Consider the following 20,178-nt stretch of genomic DNA (forward strand, 5'->3'; position numbering starts at 1 on the left):
AACACTCAAACCCCCAATCCTGATGGAATACAACAAGGGTGGATGACAATTGATAAAAATCACATACCTCTTTTTGGATACGCCAAAGGCGTAACCGGCGAAGCTCAGACCAGGCTCACGGCCTGACCGGCTTTATCGAGGGGCAGGTAATTGCCGACGTTACCCACACGGATGCTTTCAACCATCATGGTCATGGGTTGCTGGGCTTCATCACTGGAGGGTTCTATGCCGCCACGGCCAGACATGGCCGCCACGAAAACCATATCCCAGTCCTGGCCAGTGGTTCGGGACTCTTCAGCCAACACAGTGAAGTCTGGCGCTTCCCCAGGGGTTTTATCCACGCAGATTACCGGGGTCAGCGCCCCACCCTCACCACGTTGGAAGGCGGCCCGCTCGGCGGCGGATGCATCATCCGGCAGCTCGGCTTTGCAGAACACAAACAGGAATCGCTGGGGCTCATGTTCGTTCTGGCTGGCCTTAACAAGGTCCTGGTAACTGCTGATCATATAAATGCCCCTGACTTGGCGAAGATTGAAAAAAGGGCCCGGAGGACCCGAAAACTACTGACTGATTTCGATCAGTCGTTGAGGGTCGGAAATAAACAGTCTGCTACGATTCACCCGGACCAGGCCGTTGGACTTGAGGTCGGCCAGAATTCGGGAGAAGGTTTCCGGCTGCATAGCGAGGCGCGAGGCCACCAGGCATTTGGGCAGGGGCAGTTCAACTTCGCCCCCTTCCAGGGCGCCATTAGGCAGCAGGTCAATCAGGTAGCGGATCAGGCGGTCACGGGCGTTCTGGACGGTCATGATTTCCAGGTCGTGGAACCGTGTGACGGCGCGCATGGCGTAATGGCGAAGCGCGGCCTGGGCGTACTCCGGGTGCCGGTCGAGCAGGTCCTGATAGGCTTTGACCGGGATCATCAGCACTTCGCTGGATTTGAGTGCTTCGGCGTAGCAGGCGTACCTTGGCGGATCGGCGTAGATCATGACTTCGGCGAAGCAGTCGCCGGGGGCGATGCTGTCGAGGGTTCTGTCGATGCCGGAGGAGTCCAGGCGGTAGAGTCTGAGGCGGCCGCTGATCACAAAGAAGAAGTGGTGCGCTGGCATGTCCTGGCGGTAGAGCAGCTGGTGGTGGCCGAGACGCAGGCGCCGGGACTGCTGGATGAGGTAGTCCAGGTCGTGGGCTTTGAGGCTGCGGAACAGGGCGTGGCTGCGTAGTGCTTCCAGGCCGTCTTCTTCATCAAGCGGTTTGTTGATGGCGACGAGTACGGGTTTGGTGTATCGGCTTTCGGCGCTTTGGGTGACGGCCATTGGAGTATCCTCTCTGCATATTAATGCATTCAATATCTTGTTTTAAATAGTAGAGGGATAGTGGTGAAAAATCGCTCCCCCGATGGGGGTATAAGGCGGGTTCTTGTTGAGTAGTTGACTTAACTCAATTATTCGCTTTGCTAACCAAACTGGAAATCAGATCATGGAGTTTGGCCAGCAGTTGTAGACCCTTCCAAAACACGCTGTGAATACATCCCTGTACGCTCTGCTCCGCCATCCCTGGCTCCGCAAGGTTTTGGAAGGGTCTACAACTGCCGGCCTTCGCACTCCGGAGTAATATTCCTATTTATTGCATCAACGGCGAATCCGGCAGCTCCAGATCGACGCCTTCGATGCCGGTTTCAACGGCCAGGACTTGCAGGTACTGGCGGAAGGCGCGGCGGGTGACGCTTTCGCTGAGGTATTGGCGAATCTGGGGTTTGACGTGTTCGTACGGTAGCTGTTCACCATCGATGCGTTGGTCTACGCGGACGATGTGCCAGCCGTAGCGGGTTTCTATGAGCTCGGGGTTGAGGCCTTCGGTGAGGCTGAGTACCGGGCGTTCGAATTCTTCGACAGTCTGGCCTTTGCTGATCTGCCCCAGGCTGCCCCCCTGGTGGCGGGATTCGCAGGCGGAGTATTGTTTTGCCAGTTCGTTGAACTGTGAACGGCCGTCCAGGAGCGCGGACAGGAGTTGTCGGCCGGCTTCTTCCTGGCGCATGCGTTCTTCGATGTCGTCCGGGGCGGCAGCCAGGAGTATGTGGCTGACGGCCATGATGGTGGGGCTGCAGAATCGGCCGGGGTTGGCGGCGTAGAAGCGTTCGCAGTCCTGTTCATCGGGGTCCGGGACGTTGAGTTCGAGTTCCAGTACCCGGGCGATGCGGTCTTCTTCGTCTTCGATGTGGTCCAGGTTCAGGCGGCTGGCCTGTTGCAGGAGCAACTCGCGGATGACGAGGCTTTTGGCGGCGTCGTGCCAGGCTTGGGCCAGTTCTTCGGCGGGATGGTGCTGCATTTCCCGGGCGATGTCGTCTTCGTGGATCAGCGTGTCACCCACATACACCGGAGGGAACTGGTTTCTGGGTTTGCCGGCTTCGCCGACGGGGATTATTTGCATGTTGCTTCTCCAAAAAGATTCTTTGCCACGGACGGCACGGACATTCACGGACAAAGACGAACAGGAACTTGTATAAAATCATTCCTGTCCGTGTGAGTCCGAGCCGTCCGTGGCTGCTTCAGATTCAGGCGCGTTTGCGAACCACCTGGTACTTCCGCCCGAAGTACTCCACCGGCACGCTGAGCATGTGTACCAGTCGGGTGAACGGGAAGAGTACGAAGAGGGTCAGGCCCAGGAAGATGTGCATCTTGAAAATCCAGTGAGCGTCAGCAACATACACGGCCACGCCGCCCTGGAAGGTCAAAACGCCCTGAGCCCAGGCGGAGAACTTGAGCATCTGGGAGCCGTCCAGGTGACCCATGGTGGGGATAATGGTCAGCAAGCCCAAAGTAACCTGTACCACGAGGATGCAGATAACCAGGTTGTCGGCCATAGTGCTGCTGGCACGTACTCTGGGATCAGTCAGTCGGCGCCAGGCGAGCATGGCGCCGCCAATCAGACACATGACGCCGGCGATACCGCCAACCACGACTGCCACGATTTGTTTCTGGCCCGGGGTCAGCAGCCATTCGTAGGCCCATTTCGGAGCCAGCAGGCCAACCAGGTGGCCGAAGAAGATCACCAGGATACCCACATGGAACAGCACGCTGGCCAGTACCATGTTTTTCTTTCTCAGCATCTGGCTGGAATGGGCTTTCCAGGTGAACTGACCGTGGTCATAGCGCGCCCAGGTGCCGATGAACAGGACCGCCAGGGCGATGTACGGGTATACCCCGAAAACCAGTGTGTGTAGATAGGACATTGTCATTTCCTCCTGCGCTTAAGCGCGCCCTGCCTGACGGGGTGTGGCGTTCGTCATCAGCTGATCACTCAGGTGAATGGTCTGGGTCTGTTCCAGCTCGCGGCGGCGTTGTCCAACCACGCCACCGGTGCTGCAGGAGCTGCCCTGGTCATCCACAAATTTCACCATTTCTTCTTCCCAGACCTTGTCCAGGGCTTCTGGCGTGTCGTCGCGCTCTTCCGAGGCGACGATCCGGGCCAGCTCCTGGCGGTTGGTCTTGCGGCCGGACAGCACCAGCAGGGAATCCATCACCACGTGGTAGACGCTTTCACGCTGGTACAGCCGCTCACCGAGCAGGCCGAGGATGTGGTGGATGTCTTCCAGCCAGTTCCTGATTTCGTCCCACGGCCGGGTAGACAGGTATTCCAGGAACAGCGGCAGGTAGTCCGGCAGTTCCCGGGCATCAATCTCCAGGCCGTTGGCCCGGTACTGCTCCATCAGGTCTACCATGGCCTGGCCGCGGTCACGGGATTCACCATGAACGTGTTCGAACAGTAGTAGGGAGGTGGCCCGGCCCCGGTCGAAGGTGCCTACGTAGGATTCCTGAAGGTCCATCAGGTCTCCGTCGCACAGGCGGTCGATGCAGGTCAGCAGCTGTTCTTTGTTCTGCCGGGGCAGCCGGCTGTCCTCCAGGACAGCGGCTACCAGGGCGTCTTTGGACTGCTGCAGTTCGTCGGTGGGGTATTCGAGTACCCGCGCCAGTACTTTCAGAAGTTGCATAACTCGCTCCTCAATCCTGCAGCTGTTTCGGGTCGACCTGCTTTACGGTCGCCAGCTTGCTGACCATGCTGGTGGTCTGCTTCTTGCCGCCGAACAGGCTGAAGTCGCTGTCACCACCGTTGCAGCCGTCGCCGAAGCTGAAGCCGCAACCGCCGCGCTCGCCGTATGCGTCTGCATCCGGGAAGGCTTCCTTGGCCAGTTCGCGATGGCTGGTCGGAATCACGAAGCGGTCTTCGTAGTTGGCGATGGCCAGGTAGCGGTACATTTCGTCCGCCTGGGCCTTGGTCAGGCCACACTCTTCGAGGGCACGCAGGTCTTCCTTGCCTTCCACGGTCTCGGCCCGCTTGTACAAACGCATGGCCATGATTCGCTTGAGGGCACGAACGATCGGCTTCTCATCACCGGCAGTCAGCAGGTTGGCCAGGTATTTCACTGGAATCCGCAGGCTTTCGATCTTCGGCAGCACGCCGTCGAACTCCACCTTGCCGGCTTCCGCCGCAGACTGGATCGGGCTCAGGGGCGGCACGTACCACACCATGGGCAGGGTGCGGTATTCCGGGTGCAGCGGCAGGGCCAGTTTCCAGTCGACGGCCATCTTGTAGACCGGGCTCTGCTGGGCGGCTTCGATGACGTTCATCGGGATGCCGTCTTTCTTCGCCTGCTCGATCACTTTCGGGTCGAACGGGTCCAGGAAGATTTCCAGCTGCTTTTCATACAGCTCGTGCTCGCCCGGGGCGCTGGCCACTTCTTCAATGCGGTCTGCGTCGTACAGCAGCACACCGAGGTAGCGGATACGGCCGACACAGGTCTCGGAGCACACGGTCGGCAGACCGGCTTCGATACGCGGGTAGCAGAAAATACACTTCTCGGACTTGCCGGTTTTCCAGTTGAAGTAGATCTTCTTGTACGGGCAGCCGGAGACACACATCCGCCAGCCGCGACACTTGTCCTGGTCGATCAGTACAATGCCGTCCTCTTCGCGCTTATAGATGGCACCGCTCGGGCAGCTGGCCACACAGGCCGGGTTCAGGCAGTGCTCGCACAGGCGAGGCAGGTACATCATGAAGGTGTTTTCGAACTGGCCGTAGATGTCTGCCTGCACCTGATCAAAGTTCTTGTCTTTGCGGCGTTTGGCAAACTCGGTGCCCAGAATTTCTTCCCAGTTGGGGCCCCATTCGATTTTCTTCATGCGCTCGCCGGAGATCAGCGACCGGGGCCGGGCGACCGGCTGGTGCTTCACATCACCGGCGGTGTGCAGGTGCTGGTAGTCGTAGTCGAACGGCTCATAGTAATCATCGATTTCCGGCAGGTCCGGGTTGGCGAAGATGTTCGCCAGTACCCGGAACTTGCCACCGATGCGGGGGCGGATCTTGCCGGAGCTGTCGCGCATCCAGCCGCCCTTCCACTTGTCCTGGTTCTCCCACTCTTTCGGGTAGCCGATACCGGGCTTGGTTTCGACGTTGTTGAACCAGGCGTATTCCATGCCTTCACGGCTTGTCCATACGTTTTTGCAGGTGACGGAACAGGTGTGGCAACCAATGCACTTGTCCAGGTTCAGCACCATGCCGACTTGGGAACGGATTTTCATTTTACTGCCTCCTGAGCATAGTCATTGCCTTCACCGTCGAGCCAGTCCACGTTCTTCATCTTGCGGACCACCACGAACTCGTCCCGGTTGGAACCTACGGTGCCGTAGTAGTTGAAGCCGTAGGAATACTGGGCATAGCCACCGATCATATGGGTCGGTTTCGGGCACACTCGGGTAACCGAGTTATGGATGCCGCCCCGGGTACCGGTAATTTCAGAGCCCGGTACGTTCACGTTGCGTTCCTGGGCGTGGTACATCATCACCATGCCAGGCATTACCCGCTGGCTGACCACCGCCCGGGCCGCAATGGCACCGTTACTGTTGAACAGCTCGATCCAGTCGTTATCCTCAACGCCGATGTCTTTGGCGTCGTCTTCACTCATCCACACGATGGGGCCACCGCGAGACAGGGTCAGCATCAACAGGTTGTCGCTGTAGGTACTGTGAATACCCCACTTCTGGTGCGGCGTGATCCAGTTCAGCGCTTTCTCGGGGTTACCGTTGCTGCGCTGGTCCTGCATGCTCTCGACCGCCTTGGTGTTGATCGGCGGGCGGTACACCAGCAGGCTCTCGCCAAAGGCACGCATCCACTCATGATCCTGGTAGAACTGCTGGCGGCCGGTCAGGGTGCGCCAGGGGATCAGTTCGTGCACGTTGGTGTAGCCGGCGTTGTAGGACACATGTTCGTCCTCCAGGCCTGACCAGGTCGGGCTGGAGATGATCTTGCGCGGCTGGGCCACGATGTCCCGGAAGCGGATCTTTTCCTCTTCCTTGTTTTTCGCCAGGTGGGTGTGGTCCAGGCCAGTCATTTCAGACAGCGCGGCCCAGGCCTTCACCGCGACCTGCCCGTTGGTTTCCGGCGCCAGGGTCAGAATCACTTCCGCTGCATCAATGGCACTTTCAATCTTCGGACGGCCCGCGTTGGCGCCTTCCAGGTGGGTGTAGTTCAGTTCCTTCAGGAAGTTGACTTCCTTCTCGGTGTTCCAGTTGATGCCCTTGCCACCGTTACCCAGCTTGTCCATCAGCGGACCCAGGGAGGTAAAGCGGGCGTAGGTGTTCGGGTAATCCCGCTCAACGGTGATGAAGTTGGGCGCGGTTTTACCGGGAATCAGGTCGCATTCGCCTTTTTTCCAGTCCTTCACATCGAATGGCTGGCCCAGTTCCGCCGGCGCATCGTGCAGCAGCGGCAGGGTGACTACGTCTTTCTCGACACCCAGGTGGCCCTCGGCCGCCTTGGAGAAGGATTTGGCTATGCCCTTGTAGATTTCCCAGTCACTGCGCGCTTCCCAGGCCGGATCGGTGGCGGCGGTCAGCGGGTGGATGAACGGGTGCATGTCTGAAGTGTTCAGGTCGTTCTTTTCGTACCAGGTGGCAGTCGGCAGAACGATGTCTGAATACAGACAGGTGGTGGACATACGGAAGTCCAGGGTCACCAGCAGGTCGAGCTTGCCCTGCGGAGCCTCATCGCGCCACTTGACCTCTTGCGGTTTGGCACCGCCTTCCACACCCAGGTCTTTGCCCTGCAGGCCGTTCTTGGTACCCAGCAGGTACTTGAGCATGTACTCATGGCCCTTGCCGGAAGAGCCCAGCAGGTTGGAACGCCAGATGAACAGGTTGCGCGGGCAGTTTTCCGGAGCTTCCGGATCTTCACTGGCGAACGCCAGGGAGCCATCCTTCATGGACTTGGCCACGTAGTCGGAAACTTCCATGCCAGCCTTCTCGGCTTCTGCGGCAATTCCCAGCGGGTTGCGGTTGAGCTGCGGCGCAGACGGCAACCAGCCCATGCGCTCGGCGCGCACGTTGTAGTCGATCAGGCTGCCACTGAATTTGGACTTGTCCGCCAGCGGCGACAGGATTTCATCCACACCCAGCTTCTCGTAGCGCCACTGCCCGGAGTGGGCGTAGAAGAACGAGGTGGAGTTCATGTGGCGTGGCGGGCGCTGCCAGTCCAGGCCGAACGCCAACGGCTGCCAGCCGGTCTGTGGGCGCAGTTTTTCCTGGCCAACGTAGTGGGCCCAGCCACCACCGCTCTGGCCGATACAGCCACACATGATCAGCATGTTGATCAGGCCACGGTAGTTCATGTCCATGTGGTACCAGTGGTTCATACCGGCACCCACGATGACCATGGAGCGGCCCTTGGTCTTGTCGGCGTTATCCGCAAACTCGCGGGCAATGCGGATCACTTTCTCCGCGGGCACGCCGGTGATCTTTTCCTGCCAGGCCGGGGTGTAGGGCTTCACTTCGTCATAGGAAGTGGCACCGTCGTCCTCGCCCAGGCCACGACTGATGCCGTAGTTGGCCACCATCAGGTCGTAAACGGTGACCACACGGCCTTCGGTGCCGTCAGCCAGCTGGACCTTACGGGTGCCCAGCTTGTGCTTGAGGATGTCCTTGATTTCCACGTGCTTGAAGTGGTCGTGCTCAATACCACCGAAGTACGGGAAGGCAACGTCCACAACGTCGTCGTGTTTCTCGACCATGGACAGCTGAAGGTTTACATCGGAGCCCTTGGCGGTCTGCTTCAGATTCCACTTGCCCTTCTCGCCCCAGCGATAGCCGATGGAGCCGTTCGGTGCGGTCAGCTCGCCAGTGCTCTCGTCAATGGCGATGGTTTTCCATTCCGGGTTGTTTTCTTCACCCAGTCCGTCCACCAGATCACTGGCCCGCAGGAAACGGCCCGGCACATAGCTGCCGTCGTCCTTTTCATCCAGCATGACCAGGTACGGCATGTCGGTATAACGGCGCACGTAATCGGTGAAGTATTCACTGGGCTTGTCGACGTGGAACTCTTTCAGGATCACGTGGCCCATGGCCATGCCCAGGGCCGCGTCGGTGCCCTGCTTGGGGTTCAGCCACTCGTCGGACAGCTTCGACACTTCCGCGTAATCCGGGGTGATGGCAACGGTCTTGGTACCCTTGTAGCGCACTTCGGTAAAGAAGTGGGCGTCCGGGGTACGGGTCTGGGGCACGTTGGAACCCCAGGCGATGATGTAGCCGGAGTTGTACCAGTCAGCGGATTCCGGTACGTCGGTCTGCTCACCCCAGGTTTGCGGGGAGGCCGGCGGCAGGTCGCAGTACCAGTCGTAGAAGCTCATGCACACGCCACCGATCATTGACAGGTAGCGGCTGCCCGCGGCGTAGGACACCATGGACATGGCCGGGATCGGCGAGAAGCCGATGATGCGGTCCGGACCAAACTTCTTGGCGGTGTAGACGTTGGAGGCAGCAATCAGCTCGTTGACTTCGTCCCAGTTGGAACGAATGAAGCCACCCATACCACGGCGGGGCTTGTACTCGGCGGTTTTCTTGGGGTCTTCAACAATGGACGCCCAGGCTTGTACCGGGTCGTTGAACTGAATACGGGCCGCACGCCAGAGCTTCATCAAGCTCTTGCGCATCAGCGGGTACTTCAAGCGGTTGGCGCTGTACATGTACCAGGAATAGCTGGCACCTCGAGGGCAGCCGCGGGGCTCGTGGTTGGGCAGGTCCGGGCGGGTACGGGGGTAGTCGGTCTGCTGGGTTTCCCAGGTGACCAGGCCGTTCTTGACGTAGATCTTCCAGCTGCAGGAGCCGGTGCAGTTTACGCCGTGGGTGGAACGCACAACCTTGTCGTGCTGCCAGCGCTGGCGGTAGCTGTCTTCCCACTCGCGACTGACTTCATGGGTTTCGCCGTGGCCGCCCGCGAACGGCTCGCGCTTCTTCCTGAAGTAATTCAGTTTGTCGATTAAATGACTCATGGTCTCTCTCTCCGTCTGCCGGATCGTTGCTCCGATTTGAGACCATTGTGTGTGAGAAAAACCGCGAAATCTGCGTGGTTACTACCACATAACCCGGCTGTACCACCGAGGTGGTAGCAGGGCTATATCCCTGGGTGGAGAAGGGTTCTTCGCTCCTCACGACGGGTGTCGCGAGCGAACATCAGAAGGCTGCTGCTGAGCAACAGGAAGAGAATCATGAACACCGCTGTTCGAACACCCAGCCACTGGTTAACCGCGCCAAACAGGACCGGTAGAACAAACGCAACGGAACAGGCAGAAACCAGCAGAAAGCCTGCGAACAAGGCGGCCTCGGCACGATTGGCCAGTATCACCATTCGTTGCAGGCTCCCCATGGCACTCCCCATGGCGACACCCAGCACCACAATCAAACTACCTTCAATCATCAGAGGCAGGGCAAATTCCACAGTGATGATCTCATCTACCCCCCTGACAAATAACGTCATTGGCGGGTAAGACAACACAGCCAGCGCCACCAGGCACAACACCAGTGACCGCGTGGCGACCCTGGCACTGCCAAACCGGTCAGCCAGGCCACCACCCAGAATCTGCGCAAGGGCACCGGGAATAACGAACCACTGAGCCTGGCGGGCGCCCGCGTCCAGGGACAAACCAAACTGTGCCGACAGGAAATCCGGCAACCAGAGCGCCAGGGCAAAGAAGCTTCCGGCCACCACGCCAAAGTAGGCAGTGAGCGGGAGCGAGCGACCACGTCTGAGTATTCGAACCACCTGCCCGACAGACCAGGGCCTGTCCGCCCCTGATTCCCTGGATTCCGGATCGGTCAACATCACCAGCAAGGCAATCACCAGCAGCAATACGATCAGGTAGGCCAAGGGCACTCCCTGCCAGGAAAACGCATCGTGAAATAACGGTACCAGGTAATAACTGAAGCCTGCCCCGGTGACTCCCGCACCAAAAACGCCAAGCACCAGCCCCAACCGTTTCGGCTTGCAGTGACTAACCACAAACTGCAGGCCGGCACTGTAGAATCCACCGGCCAGCCCCAGCCCACCGGCAACCAGCAGGTAACCATAAAAACTTTCGACTAGCAGGAGTAACCCCATACACATTGCCAGCCCGACCAGGCACGTTAGCATCACGGCGCGGGCTCCATAACGCTGGGCGGCCAACCCGGCCGGAATTGCCAATACAGCACTGACGGCCATGGGCGCGGCCAGCAATATGCCGAACTGAAGACTGCTCAAGGCAAGATCGGCCCTGAGGTGCACTCCCGCCACGGCAAACAGCGTCCAGCATCCTGCCGCAACAACAAAGCCTGTCACTGCCAGCGGCAGAATCACCACCAGCGACGCCAGCCTGTCGTCGTCCTGCTCCAGTCGGGTTTGCATCCTGTCACCTCGAATTAACCAACCTTTAGTGTCGGCTTTTGCTCTCCAAAGGGTCAAAGGCTATGATGGAGGACTATCCATTGGGGTAATTGACTATCCTCAAGGAGGTATCGGAACCGCAGTTCCTCGGTCATAATCTGGCCTGGAAAGGCACCTTTCGAACTCCCTAACAGACAACAACCCATGACATCCAGAAGTCCGCTAGTAAACCGACTCGCTGTGGTGATCGGCGCCATCGTGCTGACCGCTATCGTCAGCATGTCTACAACCCTGGCGGTTTCCAACAGCATTGAAGGCAATGCCACGGCCATCAACCTGGCCGGAGCGCTGCGAATGGGCGCCTTCCAGTTAATTGCCCGTTCTGCCACCGAAGATTACGAAAATGGACGGGCTACCTCAGGCGCACGCATCAATGATTATGAGCGCCGCCTTGAGGACACCGCCATCCTTCGCTCGGTTCCCGGCGCAGACGACCATCCTCTGGCACGACAATATCGTCAGATGCTGGCGGCATGGCAGGACGAACTCAAACCAGCCCTTGAACAACATGAAGTAGGCACACCCATCACCCCGGCTATGGTTCAGGCTGTGGAGGACTACATCCAGGAAGTTGACCGCCTGGTGACTATGCTGGAACAGCGCACAGAAGCACGTGTTGATCTGCTGCACCTGATTCAGATCATCAGCATGGTGTTCTCGGTGCTGATCGTGATCGCCCTGTTCTACGACCTGAAAAACCGGATCCTTCGCCCCCTGCGAAAACTCGTGGCCATCGCCGGCGCCGTTGGCGAGAAAGATTTCTCCCGGAAAGCCGACCTGAAAGGTGCAGACGAGTTGGCACAACTGGGCCAGGCCTTCGACCAGATGACCAGCGAACTGGCCCTGACCTACTACGAACTGGAAGCCAAGGCCCGGCAGAAAACTGAAGAGCTGGAAGTCAGCCACCAGGCCCTGCAGGTGATGCATTCGGCCAGCAGAGACCTGTTTGCCAAGCATGATCTGTGTAACGGTGCCATTCCCATGCTGCAGGAACTGGAACTACTGCTGGGCATTGGTCCAATCCGCCTGTTCCTGCACGACAAGGAGTCCGCAGAGCCTGTCGAGGCCATTACCACGGCCACGGACAAACGGCCGTTCTACTGTCGCGACCATCACTGCAATGCCTGCCTGGTGACCCCCGAGGTCTACGATGAGATGCCCCTGGAGAACAATGACGGCCGCCGTTTGTTGCTGCCCATCCGCACACCCGGCCAGTTACTCGGCACCCTGGAGGTGTGGTACCCGGCAGAAAAAGGCTTATCTGCCACCTCTCGCCGGCTGCTGGAGACCCTGACCGACCAGCTGGCAACGGCCATTTTCCTGGAACGGCAAATAACCGAGGAACAGCAACTGACCCTGGCCGAAGAACGCACCGTGATCGCCCGGGAGCTGCATGATTCACTGGCCCAGTCACTTTCTTACCTGAAAATGCAGGTAACGCGGCTGCGCCGGCTCAATATCACGGGCGAGCAGAAACCCGTTCACGATGACATTCTGGATGAGCTCAGTACCGGCCTGAACAGCGCTTACCGCCAACTGCGTGAGCTACTGGCCACGTTCCGCCTGAAACTGGACACACCAGACCTGGCGACGGCTTTGCGCAAGACCATCGATGAGTTTTCCGAAAGGCTGGGCCACCCGGTGGACTTTGAATACAACCTGCCCCCACAGACCCTGTCGCCAAACGAGGAAATCCATACCCTGCAGATTATCCGCGAGGGTCTGGCAAATGCCGTCAAGCATGCCGACGCTACGGTCATATCCGTTAAGGTGCTGTTCGAGTCTCCACAGGTTCGGGCCAGTATTCGCGACAACGGCAAGGGCCTGCCCGGCGGCGACCAGCCGGTTAACCACTACGGCCTGGTGATCATGCAGGACCGCGCGCGAACGCTCGGAGGCAAGGTAAAGGTTGATAACCGGGACGAAGGCGGAGTGGAAGTAACATTAACATTCGTCCCCAAAAGCCGTAACCTGATTCCTACCGAATCTTCACCGGCCTGACCCAAACACCAACATCAACGAGAGAGACCATGGCTGAGACACCCGCAAGTATACTGCTGATTGACGACCACCCCCTGCTGCGACAGGGCATCAAGCAGTTGATCGGCATGGAAGACGACATGGAAGTGATCGGCGAGGCAAGCAACGCCGCCGACGGCATCAAGCTGGCCCTGGAAACCGAGCCGGATTTGATCCTGATGGACCTGAACATGCCGGAGATGGACGGCATTGAAGCTCTCAAACACCTGCGGGACCAGAACATCAGCTCGCGTATTGTCATGTTTACCGTGTCTGACCAGGAAGACGACGTGGTTGCCGCCCTGCGTGCCGGCGCCGATGGCTACCTGCTGAAAGACATGGAGCCAGAAGATATGATCGCCCAGTTACACCAGGCGGCTGTTGGCAAAATGGTCATCAGTGACCGGCTAACAACGTTGCTGGCCCAGGCCCTGCGTTCCAACAAACCGCAGCAGTCATCCCGGCCGGACTTCGACAGCCTGACGCCGCGGGAAAAAGACATTTTGCGCCTGATCGCCGAGGGCCTCTCCAACAAGATGATCGGCCGCAAGCTGGACATCAGCGACGGCACGGTAAAAGTGCACGTAAAACACCTGCTCAAGAAACTCAACCTGCGCTCGCGGGTTGAAGTGGCCGTTTGGGCGGTGGAAGAAGGTCTCCACAAGGGCTGAGTTAAATCAAGTCGCCGCTGGCGACCTTTTGATACTCTGGGCGGGTTGTCGTCCTGCCCGGAGTTGAACATGGCCTTTTCGCTACCTCCCATCGCGTCTTTGCACAGTCCGCTACTGGAGCAATCCATCGCGGTACTGAAAGAATACCTGCCCTCCCCGACACCGCTGCTGGACACCATCGACCGCAACGTACCCGTCAGCTTAAAACAACTGGTTGCCGAAGCCCCGCTGAACCGGCTGTTTGCAGAAGCGCTGGCTGAGGGCGAATTCGATGATTTTGAAGGCCGCACAATTCGGCTGGAGGTCAATGGAGGTCAACCCGGCGTCACCATCGGGTTCTGGGCCGGCCGGCTTCGCATTGTTGAAGGCCCAGGCGAGGCAACTATTCGGGGTTCGCTGGCAGCCTTCAAGACCCTGGCAGAGCGCCGGCAAGACCCGGACCAGCTGTTTTTCCAGCGGCGCCTGGTGATTGAGGGGGATACCGAGCTGGGGCTGGCTTTGAAGAATCTTCTGGATAGTCTGGAGTGGGATTTGTCTTTCCGTCAGCTAATGGCGAAATCCAGATGAGCAACTGATAAAAATCAGTAAATATACATATTAAAATTCCACTTTTCAGACAGTCGATCTGAAGCCCATTCTATTTATCCAAAAGCCCTCAGAAATCACACCTAAGATCCAGAAAATTAGGTCCAAAGTACCATTCCTTTGCAGCGTCGCCCAACCCTAGAGTGGACATGGGCGGAGTTATTCCGCGGCAAAAAACATTCATAACAAATACAGGTGATAAAATGAAATGGACCGACCCTGACTTCAAAGACCTGCGGCTCGGCTTTGAAGTAACTGCGTACGTTTACGTTCGCTGATCAACTCTGTCCCTGTGAGCCTCTTCCTCTTGCAGGGACAGCCCTTCGCCTTGTAAGCCCCTGGGAGCAGCCAATGACCAATTCAAACAATTACACTGGTCTTACCCGATTCCGCATCGCCCCGGTCTTCATGTTTCGCTGGGAAGAATCACAGCAAGCTCACGTGCTGATGTATCCCGAAGGCATTGTAAAACTGAACCCCACCGCCGGTGAAATCCTCAACCGGTGTGACGGCGACAGAACGGTGTCTGACATCGTCGCCGAACTTTCCGGCCTGTTCTCGGAAACACCCGAGTTCATTGAGCCCCGTGTTCACCAGTTCCTGGAGGTATGCCATGGCAAAGGCTGGATCCAACCTGAATCTTGATGGCCAGGGCAACCCCGTCTGGCTGTTGCTTGAGCTGACCTACAAATGCCCGCTCAAGTGCGCGTTCTGCAGCAACCCCACGGATCTGGATAACCATCCGGATGAACTTAGCACCAATGAGTGGAAACAGGTTATTCACGATGCCCGCGACATGGGGGCGATGCAGATCGGCTTTTCTGGCGGTGAACCCACACTGAGAAAAGATCTGGAGGAGCTGGTGGCCGAAGCCAATGGGTTGGGGTATTACACCAACTTGATCACATCGGGCATCGGGCTTACCAGAAAACGACTGGAGAACCTTAAAGAAGCCGGTCTGCGCCATATACAGCTGGGCTTCCAGTCCAGTAATCCGGAAACCGCCCACTGGCTGGCCGGAGTAGATTGTTACGACAAGAAGCTCCAGATGGCCAGAGAGATCAAGTCGCTTGGCTTTCCAATGGTGCTTAACGTTCCCATTTCCAGTGTCAACATCCATCAGGTGCCGGACATAATCAATCTGGCGGCCGACATTGGCGTGGAATACCTGGAGCTTGCCAATGTGCAGTACTACAACTGGGCGCTGGCCAACCGGGATCAATTGATGCCTACCCGGAAGGCTCTGGAGAAAGCGGAGGCGCAGGTTGCCGAAGCAAGAGCGCGACTGGACGGCAGCATGACCATTTTCTTCGTTATCCCGGATTACTACGAAGGCCGCCCCAAGGCCTGTATGAACGGCTGGGGCAGCATTCACCTGACCATTGCACCAGACGGCGTAGTACTCCCCTGTTCACAAGCCCGCTCCCTGCCGGGACTGGATTTCCCGAGCGTTCGGGACCGTGACCTGAGCTGGATCTGGCACCAGTCAGAGAGCTTCAATTTGTATCGCGGTGATGGCTGGATGAAAGAACCCTGCCGAAGTTGCTCAGAGAAAGAAGAAGACTTCGGCGGCTGCCGCTGCCAGGCCATGCTTTTGACCGGGGATGCCGCTAATCCCGACCCGGCCTGCAGCAAATCACCGCATCACTACATGGTGACGGATGCTGTGGACCGTGCGCTGAAAATCCGCCAGCACCCGGAAAAACTGATCGCCCGGGCAGCCGGGTGGGTACCCACGGAGGTATAGCATGAAGCTCCCCCATGATTCATTGGTGGGCACGCTCTCGGCCGGCATGGTGCTGACCATCGTGCTCTATCTGATTATCAAAGCGTGGATTCAGGCAGGCCTGTCATGAGCTGGACACTGGTGGACATTGCCATGCGCTGGCTGCATATCGCCTTTGCTCTGGTCTGGGTTGGTCATAACTACGCGAACGTGGTTAAAACGCCCCGCTTTATACCGTTACAGATAGACCCAAAAGATGAGAGCAACAGAACGGAAGACCTTACCCGCAGGATGCACCAGGAGCACGGCACCTTTCGTTATGCTTCTCTGGTTGTTCTAGCTTCCGGCGCTCTCATGCTCTGGCACAGAGGCATACTCATGGAAGCGCTCACCCTTGAGGGGCATCACTCAGTGATCGGCGTCGGGGCATGGATTGGCATTATCATGGTGCTCAATCTGTGGTTCGTACTCTGGCCACATCAGAAAAAAGTGCTGGGGTTTGTCACGGCACCAGCCGCTGAGCGGATACGTTGTTCCAGGGTGACCTTTCTGTCCTCCAGAACAAATACCATTCTCTCGATTCCCCTGATCTTTTTCATGGCCGCAGGAAGCCATGGCCTGAACCTGTTCTGATGGAAAGGTATAACAAGAAATACAATTTTGCGGCTGGCCCTGCCCCTCTGCCGGAGTCGGTATTGGCCAAAGCCAGAGCGGAACTGGATGACTGGCAGGGTCAGGGCTACTCCATATTGGAAACGCCCTTCTCAAGCGACCGGTTTGCAGAACTGATGGTACAGGCAAAAATGCGGTTGCGGGCATTACTGAATCTGCCTCCCGGGTACCAGATTCTATTCCTTCAGGGAGGCGCATCGGCCCAGTTTTCACTGATTCCGCTGAACCTGCTTCCAGCCAGTGGCAAGGCGGGATACGTAGACACAGGTCACTGGTCTGCCCGTGCGTTGCAGGAGGGCGCGCGCTATGGCAAGGCGCATACTTTTGCCAGCTCTCCTATGCGGGCACCCAGAAGAACCTGGGGCCGGCCGGTCTGGTCATCGTGATTATCAGGGAAACCCTGCTGGGCCGGGCGCGCCCGGAGACGCCCCGAGTATTCAATTACGAGTCACAGATCGAAGCCGGCAACCGCACCAACACGCCATTGATGTTTGCCATCTACCTTGTGGATCTCATGCTGGAGTGGCTTGATGCACAAGGCGGCCTCCCCGCCATACAGATTCACAATAAGCATCAGAGCGAACAGGTTTACTCGGTCATCGATCAGGATGATTTCTATCATTGCCCCGCTCAACCGGGTCACCGCTCTGTGATGAACCTCTGCTTCGGACTTGCCAGCGAATCGCTAAGACAAACCTTTCTGGCTGAAGCCTCTGAAAGGGGACTCTTAAATCTGTCCGGACACAGCCACGCCGGGGGGTTGCGCGCGAGCCTGTATAACGCTCAGACAGACGCGGCCGTTAGTGCCCTTATCGATTTCATGCGGGATTTCAGGAACCGTTATGGATAGGTCAGAAAACCAACTTCCCGACATTCGGCGGAGGGCATTCGAGAATGCCTGCCAACAGGCGCTGACTGACTGGCCGCCTGGGATTGCAGCCCGTGCACCTGAGCGGCCTGTTACCTGTATGGGCCTGTCGTTTTCCAACAGGTTGGGCATTGCCGCCGGTTTCGATCGCACCGGCAGACTGGGAAGAAACGCCGGCGCGCTCGGGTTCGGATCCATCGAAATCGGTAGCTGGCAGCGCTCTGTGCCACCAGAGATCGCAGGCGGCGGCCCGCCGCGCATGACCTTGGCCGGGATTAGACTGGCAGTACAGGAAACCGAAGCGCCAGAACGGGAAACTGACCGGTTAAAAGAACTTATCGAGGCGTGTTGGTGGTCAGCCGATTACCTGACTCTTGCCCCGAACTGGCTGAGGACTGCCACGGCGTTTCCAAAACTACACGCCCACCTGGTGGCGCTCATCGAATTTCGAGGCCAATTGGCACAACTCACCGGCAAACACTGCCCCATAGTATTCAAACTACGGCTCACCCCGGGCAGCACCAACGATCTGGGCCTTTTACCCTACCTGGCATCCATGGGCCTGGACGGAATTCTAATCTGTTTCGATTTTGGCAAACCGTTCACCGAAAAAAGCTTTCGGCAATGGGACTGCCAAAAGTTACAAGCCTCAGTCTGCCATACACTGGAACTATGCCGAAAACGCATGCCTGCCGGCACTGCCCTTCTGACCAATGGCGGAGTGCAGTCATCCAGGCAGTATCGGGACCGATTGAAGCCGGGGCCGATCTAGTTCAGGTCCACAATGCGCTGGTATTCAAAGGCCCTGATGCTGGCTACCGGATTCTGCAGCCTCATTTGAGGGTCACAAACCGTCGTATGCCTGCCACTCCGGAAAAGTTTTCCAGTTGGCGATCCACTCCAGGAGGCGGTCCGGCTCAACAGGGGGAGACATCGCATAACCCTGGGCCTGCTGGCACCCCAGCGACAACAGAATCTGGCCCTGTTTGATCGTTTCAACACCCTCAGCAATGATCTGTTTTCCAAATACACCTGACAGCCCGACAATCCCCCGAAGTATTGAAAGGTTCTCTCGACTTCCGTCGGCCCCGGATACAAACTCCCGATCCACTTTGAGAGTGTCGACAGGGAGTCGCTTCAGATAAGACAACGACGAATAGCCTGTACCAAAATCGTCGAGCGAGAAACGAACGCCGAGCTCCCGACACTCGTTGATTGTCTGGACAGCCCTGTCCAGCTCCCCCAGGGCAGCCGTCTCCAGGATTTCCAGATCCAGCCTGGCAGGGTCAATCTGCGGGAACTCTGAAAGGATGTGCTTAAGCCGTTCTGGAAAATCACCACTCTGAAGCTGGAAAGCCGAGACATTGACGCTGACATTCAACTCTACGCCCTGCTTGTCCCAGCGCTGCATTTGCTGAAGAGATTCCCGCAACACCCATTCGCCAACCTGAACGTTCAGGGCATGATGTTCTATGCCTGGCAGAAAATGAATCGGTGACAACAAGCCTTTCTGAGCGTGTTGCCAGCGGATAAGCGCCTCAACGCCCAGTACTTCACCGGTCCGAAGGTTCACCTTAGGCTGATAAAACAGCCGAAACTCTTCATGACTGAGGCCTCTTCGAATGTCATCCAGTAACAATTGGCGGGCGTGGTACTGGTTTTGTTCACCTGCATCCAGATACAACCACCCGCCATGCATTTCATGTTTCGCACGATAAAGCGTGTTATTTGCCTGTCGCAACAGGATGTCAGCATCCTGAACTGCCTGATCAGGAAATAGAACAACTCCAGCCGTAAAAGTAACAGACACTTCTGCCCCATCAAGCTCAAAAGGCTGGCGCGCCGTCAACCGAAGGGGCTCGAGTCGGGATTCCGTCTGGCTGGCATCAGGCAGCAGAAGCGCAAATTCATCACCGCCAGTCCGGGCCAGACAGGCATCAGCCGGTATGGCATCAAGCCAGCGCCGTGCCAACAGGCCAAGTAAACGGTCTGCGGCATCCTCCCCAAGGCACGCGTTCAGATCAATAAAATGATCGAGGTCGATGGACACCAGAGCGGCCGAATTGCCCACCCGACCCGCCTCGGCCATGCAGTCGCGGATTCTTCGAATGATCCCGTTGCGATTCCAGAGGCCTGTCAGGGCATCGTTGTAGGCCAGGGTTTCAAGGTGCTGCTGATATTCGCTGGCCTGTTCTTCCAGAGCCTGACTCAAGCGTTCGTTCTGGATTCGCTGCAAATCGTCTTCGGCCCTGTGGCGCGCCATTTTTTCACGCATCAACTGAATGGTGCTTGAAGACAATTTGCCGTAAATCTCCAGAAGCGCATTAACCAGCACAGATACCGAACCGCTGAGTTCTGAGTCCACCCGGTCCCTGGCCTCATTTAACGCGTAGCCCTTTTCTACCATCTTGGCAGTGAGGGCCATGCGGCGATCAGACTCCAGAATATGAAACGCCAACCAACGAGTCAGAAAATCAAAAAGATTGGTCAGTATGTCTTCGTGGGGTTCGCCACTTTTACGCAATTCCTGAATCTGAACAAAGAACATCTGGTGGGCATCGTGATGGTTTCTGGCCATACCATCTTCACCCAGTGTCTTATTCCAGATTTTTTCCTCAAACTGGAAGTGAAACGCGGCATAGGAAAGCAACTCATCAAGAACGTGGTCCGCGGAAAGTTCAGAGCTATCCGATGCGAAGTGCCAGGCAAGACGATTAAGGATATTAACCAGCACCTTGTGCTGCTCATCGATTTCCTGAATGCCCGTTTCGAAATTACGATTCCAGGGGAAAATTTCGAAGGCATCCGAGGTATCTGGTGCGTTGATCACGAAGTACGCTCTCCCAAAACGGACACTGCCGCTTTGAGCATAGCGCAATCACCAAAATGTGCTC

19 protein-coding genes are annotated in these 20,178 nt (G+C 57.5%); 10 read left to right on the forward strand and 9 right to left on the reverse strand.

The features are described from left to right. Window positions 1–104 precede the first annotated feature (104 nt). From ASQ50_RS06620 to ASQ50_RS06655, 8 genes are all read right to left on the reverse strand, one after another. Entirely contained in the window at window positions 105–506 is a 402-nt protein-coding gene (locus tag ASQ50_RS06620) for a hypothetical protein (protein ID WP_058092698.1), read from the reverse strand. Window positions 507–560: 54 nt separating this feature from the next. Then, entirely contained in the window at window positions 561–1,310 is a 750-nt protein-coding gene (locus tag ASQ50_RS06625; RefSeq protein ID WP_058092697.1) for a Crp/Fnr family transcriptional regulator, read from the reverse strand. 307 nt (window positions 1,311–1,617) lie between these two features. Beyond that, window positions 1,618–2,424, reverse strand: coding sequence for a peptidylprolyl isomerase (locus ASQ50_RS06630; RefSeq protein WP_058092696.1), 807 nt, complete (start codon window positions 2,422–2,424; stop codon window positions 1,618–1,620). Window positions 2,425–2,548: 124 nt separating this feature from the next. After that, window positions 2,549–3,226 carry a respiratory nitrate reductase subunit gamma gene (narI, locus tag ASQ50_RS06635; protein WP_058092695.1) on the reverse strand — a complete coding sequence of 226 codons (678 nt, stop codon included), beginning with the start codon at window positions 3,224–3,226 and terminating at the stop codon, window positions 2,549–2,551. Between the two features lie 18 nt (window positions 3,227–3,244). Beyond that, window positions 3,245–3,985, reverse strand: coding sequence for a nitrate reductase molybdenum cofactor assembly chaperone (gene narJ, locus ASQ50_RS06640; RefSeq protein ID WP_058092694.1), 741 nt, complete (start codon window positions 3,983–3,985; stop codon window positions 3,245–3,247). 10 nt (window positions 3,986–3,995) lie between these two features. Next, complete coding sequence (narH, locus tag ASQ50_RS06645) at window positions 3,996–5,573, reverse strand: nitrate reductase subunit beta (protein ID WP_058092693.1); 1,578 nt, start codon at window positions 5,571–5,573, stop codon at window positions 3,996–3,998. After that, a complete protein-coding gene (locus ASQ50_RS06650) occupies window positions 5,570–9,313 on the reverse strand; it encodes a nitrate reductase subunit alpha (RefSeq protein WP_058092692.1) in 3,744 nt (1,247 codons plus the stop codon). The genes narH and ASQ50_RS06650 overlap by 4 nt, the downstream gene beginning before the upstream one ends. 122 nt (window positions 9,314–9,435) lie before the next feature. Next, window positions 9,436–10,704 (reverse strand): MFS transporter, encoded by a 1,269-nt coding sequence (locus ASQ50_RS06655; protein WP_058092691.1) that lies wholly within the window; start codon window positions 10,702–10,704, stop codon window positions 9,436–9,438. 183 nt (window positions 10,705–10,887) lie between these two features. Between ASQ50_RS06655 and ASQ50_RS06660 the strand changes: the two genes are divergently transcribed. The 10 genes from ASQ50_RS06660 (at window position 10,888) to ASQ50_RS06695 (ending at window position 18,056) form a co-directional block, all read left to right on the forward strand. Next, window positions 10,888–12,744: a histidine kinase gene (locus tag ASQ50_RS06660; protein WP_058092690.1), complete on the forward strand. Its 1,857-nt coding sequence runs from the start codon at window positions 10,888–10,890 to the stop codon at window positions 12,742–12,744. A gap of 29 nt (window positions 12,745–12,773) precedes the next feature. Next, window positions 12,774–13,433: a two-component system response regulator NarL gene (gene narL / locus ASQ50_RS06665; RefSeq protein WP_058092689.1), complete on the forward strand. Its 660-nt coding sequence runs from the start codon at window positions 12,774–12,776 to the stop codon at window positions 13,431–13,433. 69 nt (window positions 13,434–13,502) lie between these two features. Beyond that, window positions 13,503–14,000, forward strand: coding sequence for a ubiquinone anaerobic biosynthesis accessory factor UbiT (gene ubiT, locus ASQ50_RS06670; RefSeq protein ID WP_082888443.1), 498 nt, complete (start codon window positions 13,503–13,505; stop codon window positions 13,998–14,000). 221 nt (window positions 14,001–14,221) lie between these two features. Further along, window positions 14,222–14,296, forward strand: a complete 75-nt coding sequence (gene pqqA / locus ASQ50_RS21780; protein ID WP_099617646.1) for a pyrroloquinoline quinone precursor peptide PqqA — start codon at window positions 14,222–14,224, stop codon at window positions 14,294–14,296. A gap of 73 nt (window positions 14,297–14,369) precedes the next feature. Then, window positions 14,370–14,663 carry a pyrroloquinoline quinone biosynthesis peptide chaperone PqqD gene (gene pqqD, locus ASQ50_RS06675; protein WP_058092688.1) on the forward strand — a complete coding sequence of 98 codons (294 nt, stop codon included), beginning with the start codon at window positions 14,370–14,372 and terminating at the stop codon, window positions 14,661–14,663. Then, window positions 14,632–15,765, forward strand: a complete 1,134-nt coding sequence (gene pqqE / locus ASQ50_RS06680; RefSeq protein WP_058092687.1) for a pyrroloquinoline quinone biosynthesis protein PqqE — start codon at window positions 14,632–14,634, stop codon at window positions 15,763–15,765. Before pqqD ends, pqqE begins: the two co-directional genes overlap by 32 nt. Before the next feature lie 105 nt (window positions 15,766–15,870). Then, the gene (locus tag ASQ50_RS06685; protein ID WP_058092686.1) at window positions 15,871–16,377 is read left to right on the forward strand and encodes a urate hydroxylase PuuD; all 507 of its coding nucleotides are present in this window, start codon (window positions 15,871–15,873) and stop codon (window positions 16,375–16,377) included. Then, the gene (locus ASQ50_RS21375; RefSeq protein ID WP_058092685.1) at window positions 16,377–16,802 is read left to right on the forward strand and encodes an aminotransferase class V-fold PLP-dependent enzyme; all 426 of its coding nucleotides are present in this window, start codon (window positions 16,377–16,379) and stop codon (window positions 16,800–16,802) included. Before ASQ50_RS06685 ends, ASQ50_RS21375 begins: the two co-directional genes overlap by 1 nt. Then, on the forward strand, window positions 16,799–17,266 hold the full coding sequence (locus ASQ50_RS06690; protein WP_058092684.1) for an aminotransferase class V-fold PLP-dependent enzyme: 468 nt from the start codon (window positions 16,799–16,801) through the stop codon (window positions 17,264–17,266). Before ASQ50_RS21375 ends, ASQ50_RS06690 begins: the two co-directional genes overlap by 4 nt. After that, window positions 17,259–18,056, forward strand: coding sequence for a hypothetical protein (locus tag ASQ50_RS06695; protein ID WP_058092683.1), 798 nt, complete (start codon window positions 17,259–17,261; stop codon window positions 18,054–18,056). Before ASQ50_RS06690 ends, ASQ50_RS06695 begins: the two co-directional genes overlap by 8 nt. 72 nt (window positions 18,057–18,128) lie before the next feature. Here the strand turns inward: ASQ50_RS06695 and ASQ50_RS06700 are convergent, their stop codons facing one another. After that, window positions 18,129–20,114 (reverse strand): putative bifunctional diguanylate cyclase/phosphodiesterase, encoded by a 1,986-nt coding sequence (locus ASQ50_RS06700; protein ID WP_227513270.1) that lies wholly within the window; start codon window positions 20,112–20,114, stop codon window positions 18,129–18,131. Window positions 20,115–20,178: the final 64 nt, after the last annotated feature.

Origin of the sequence: Marinobacter sp. LQ44 (genome assembly GCF_001447155.2) — a bacterium.
GTDB lineage: Bacteria > Pseudomonadota > Gammaproteobacteria > Pseudomonadales > Oleiphilaceae > Marinobacter.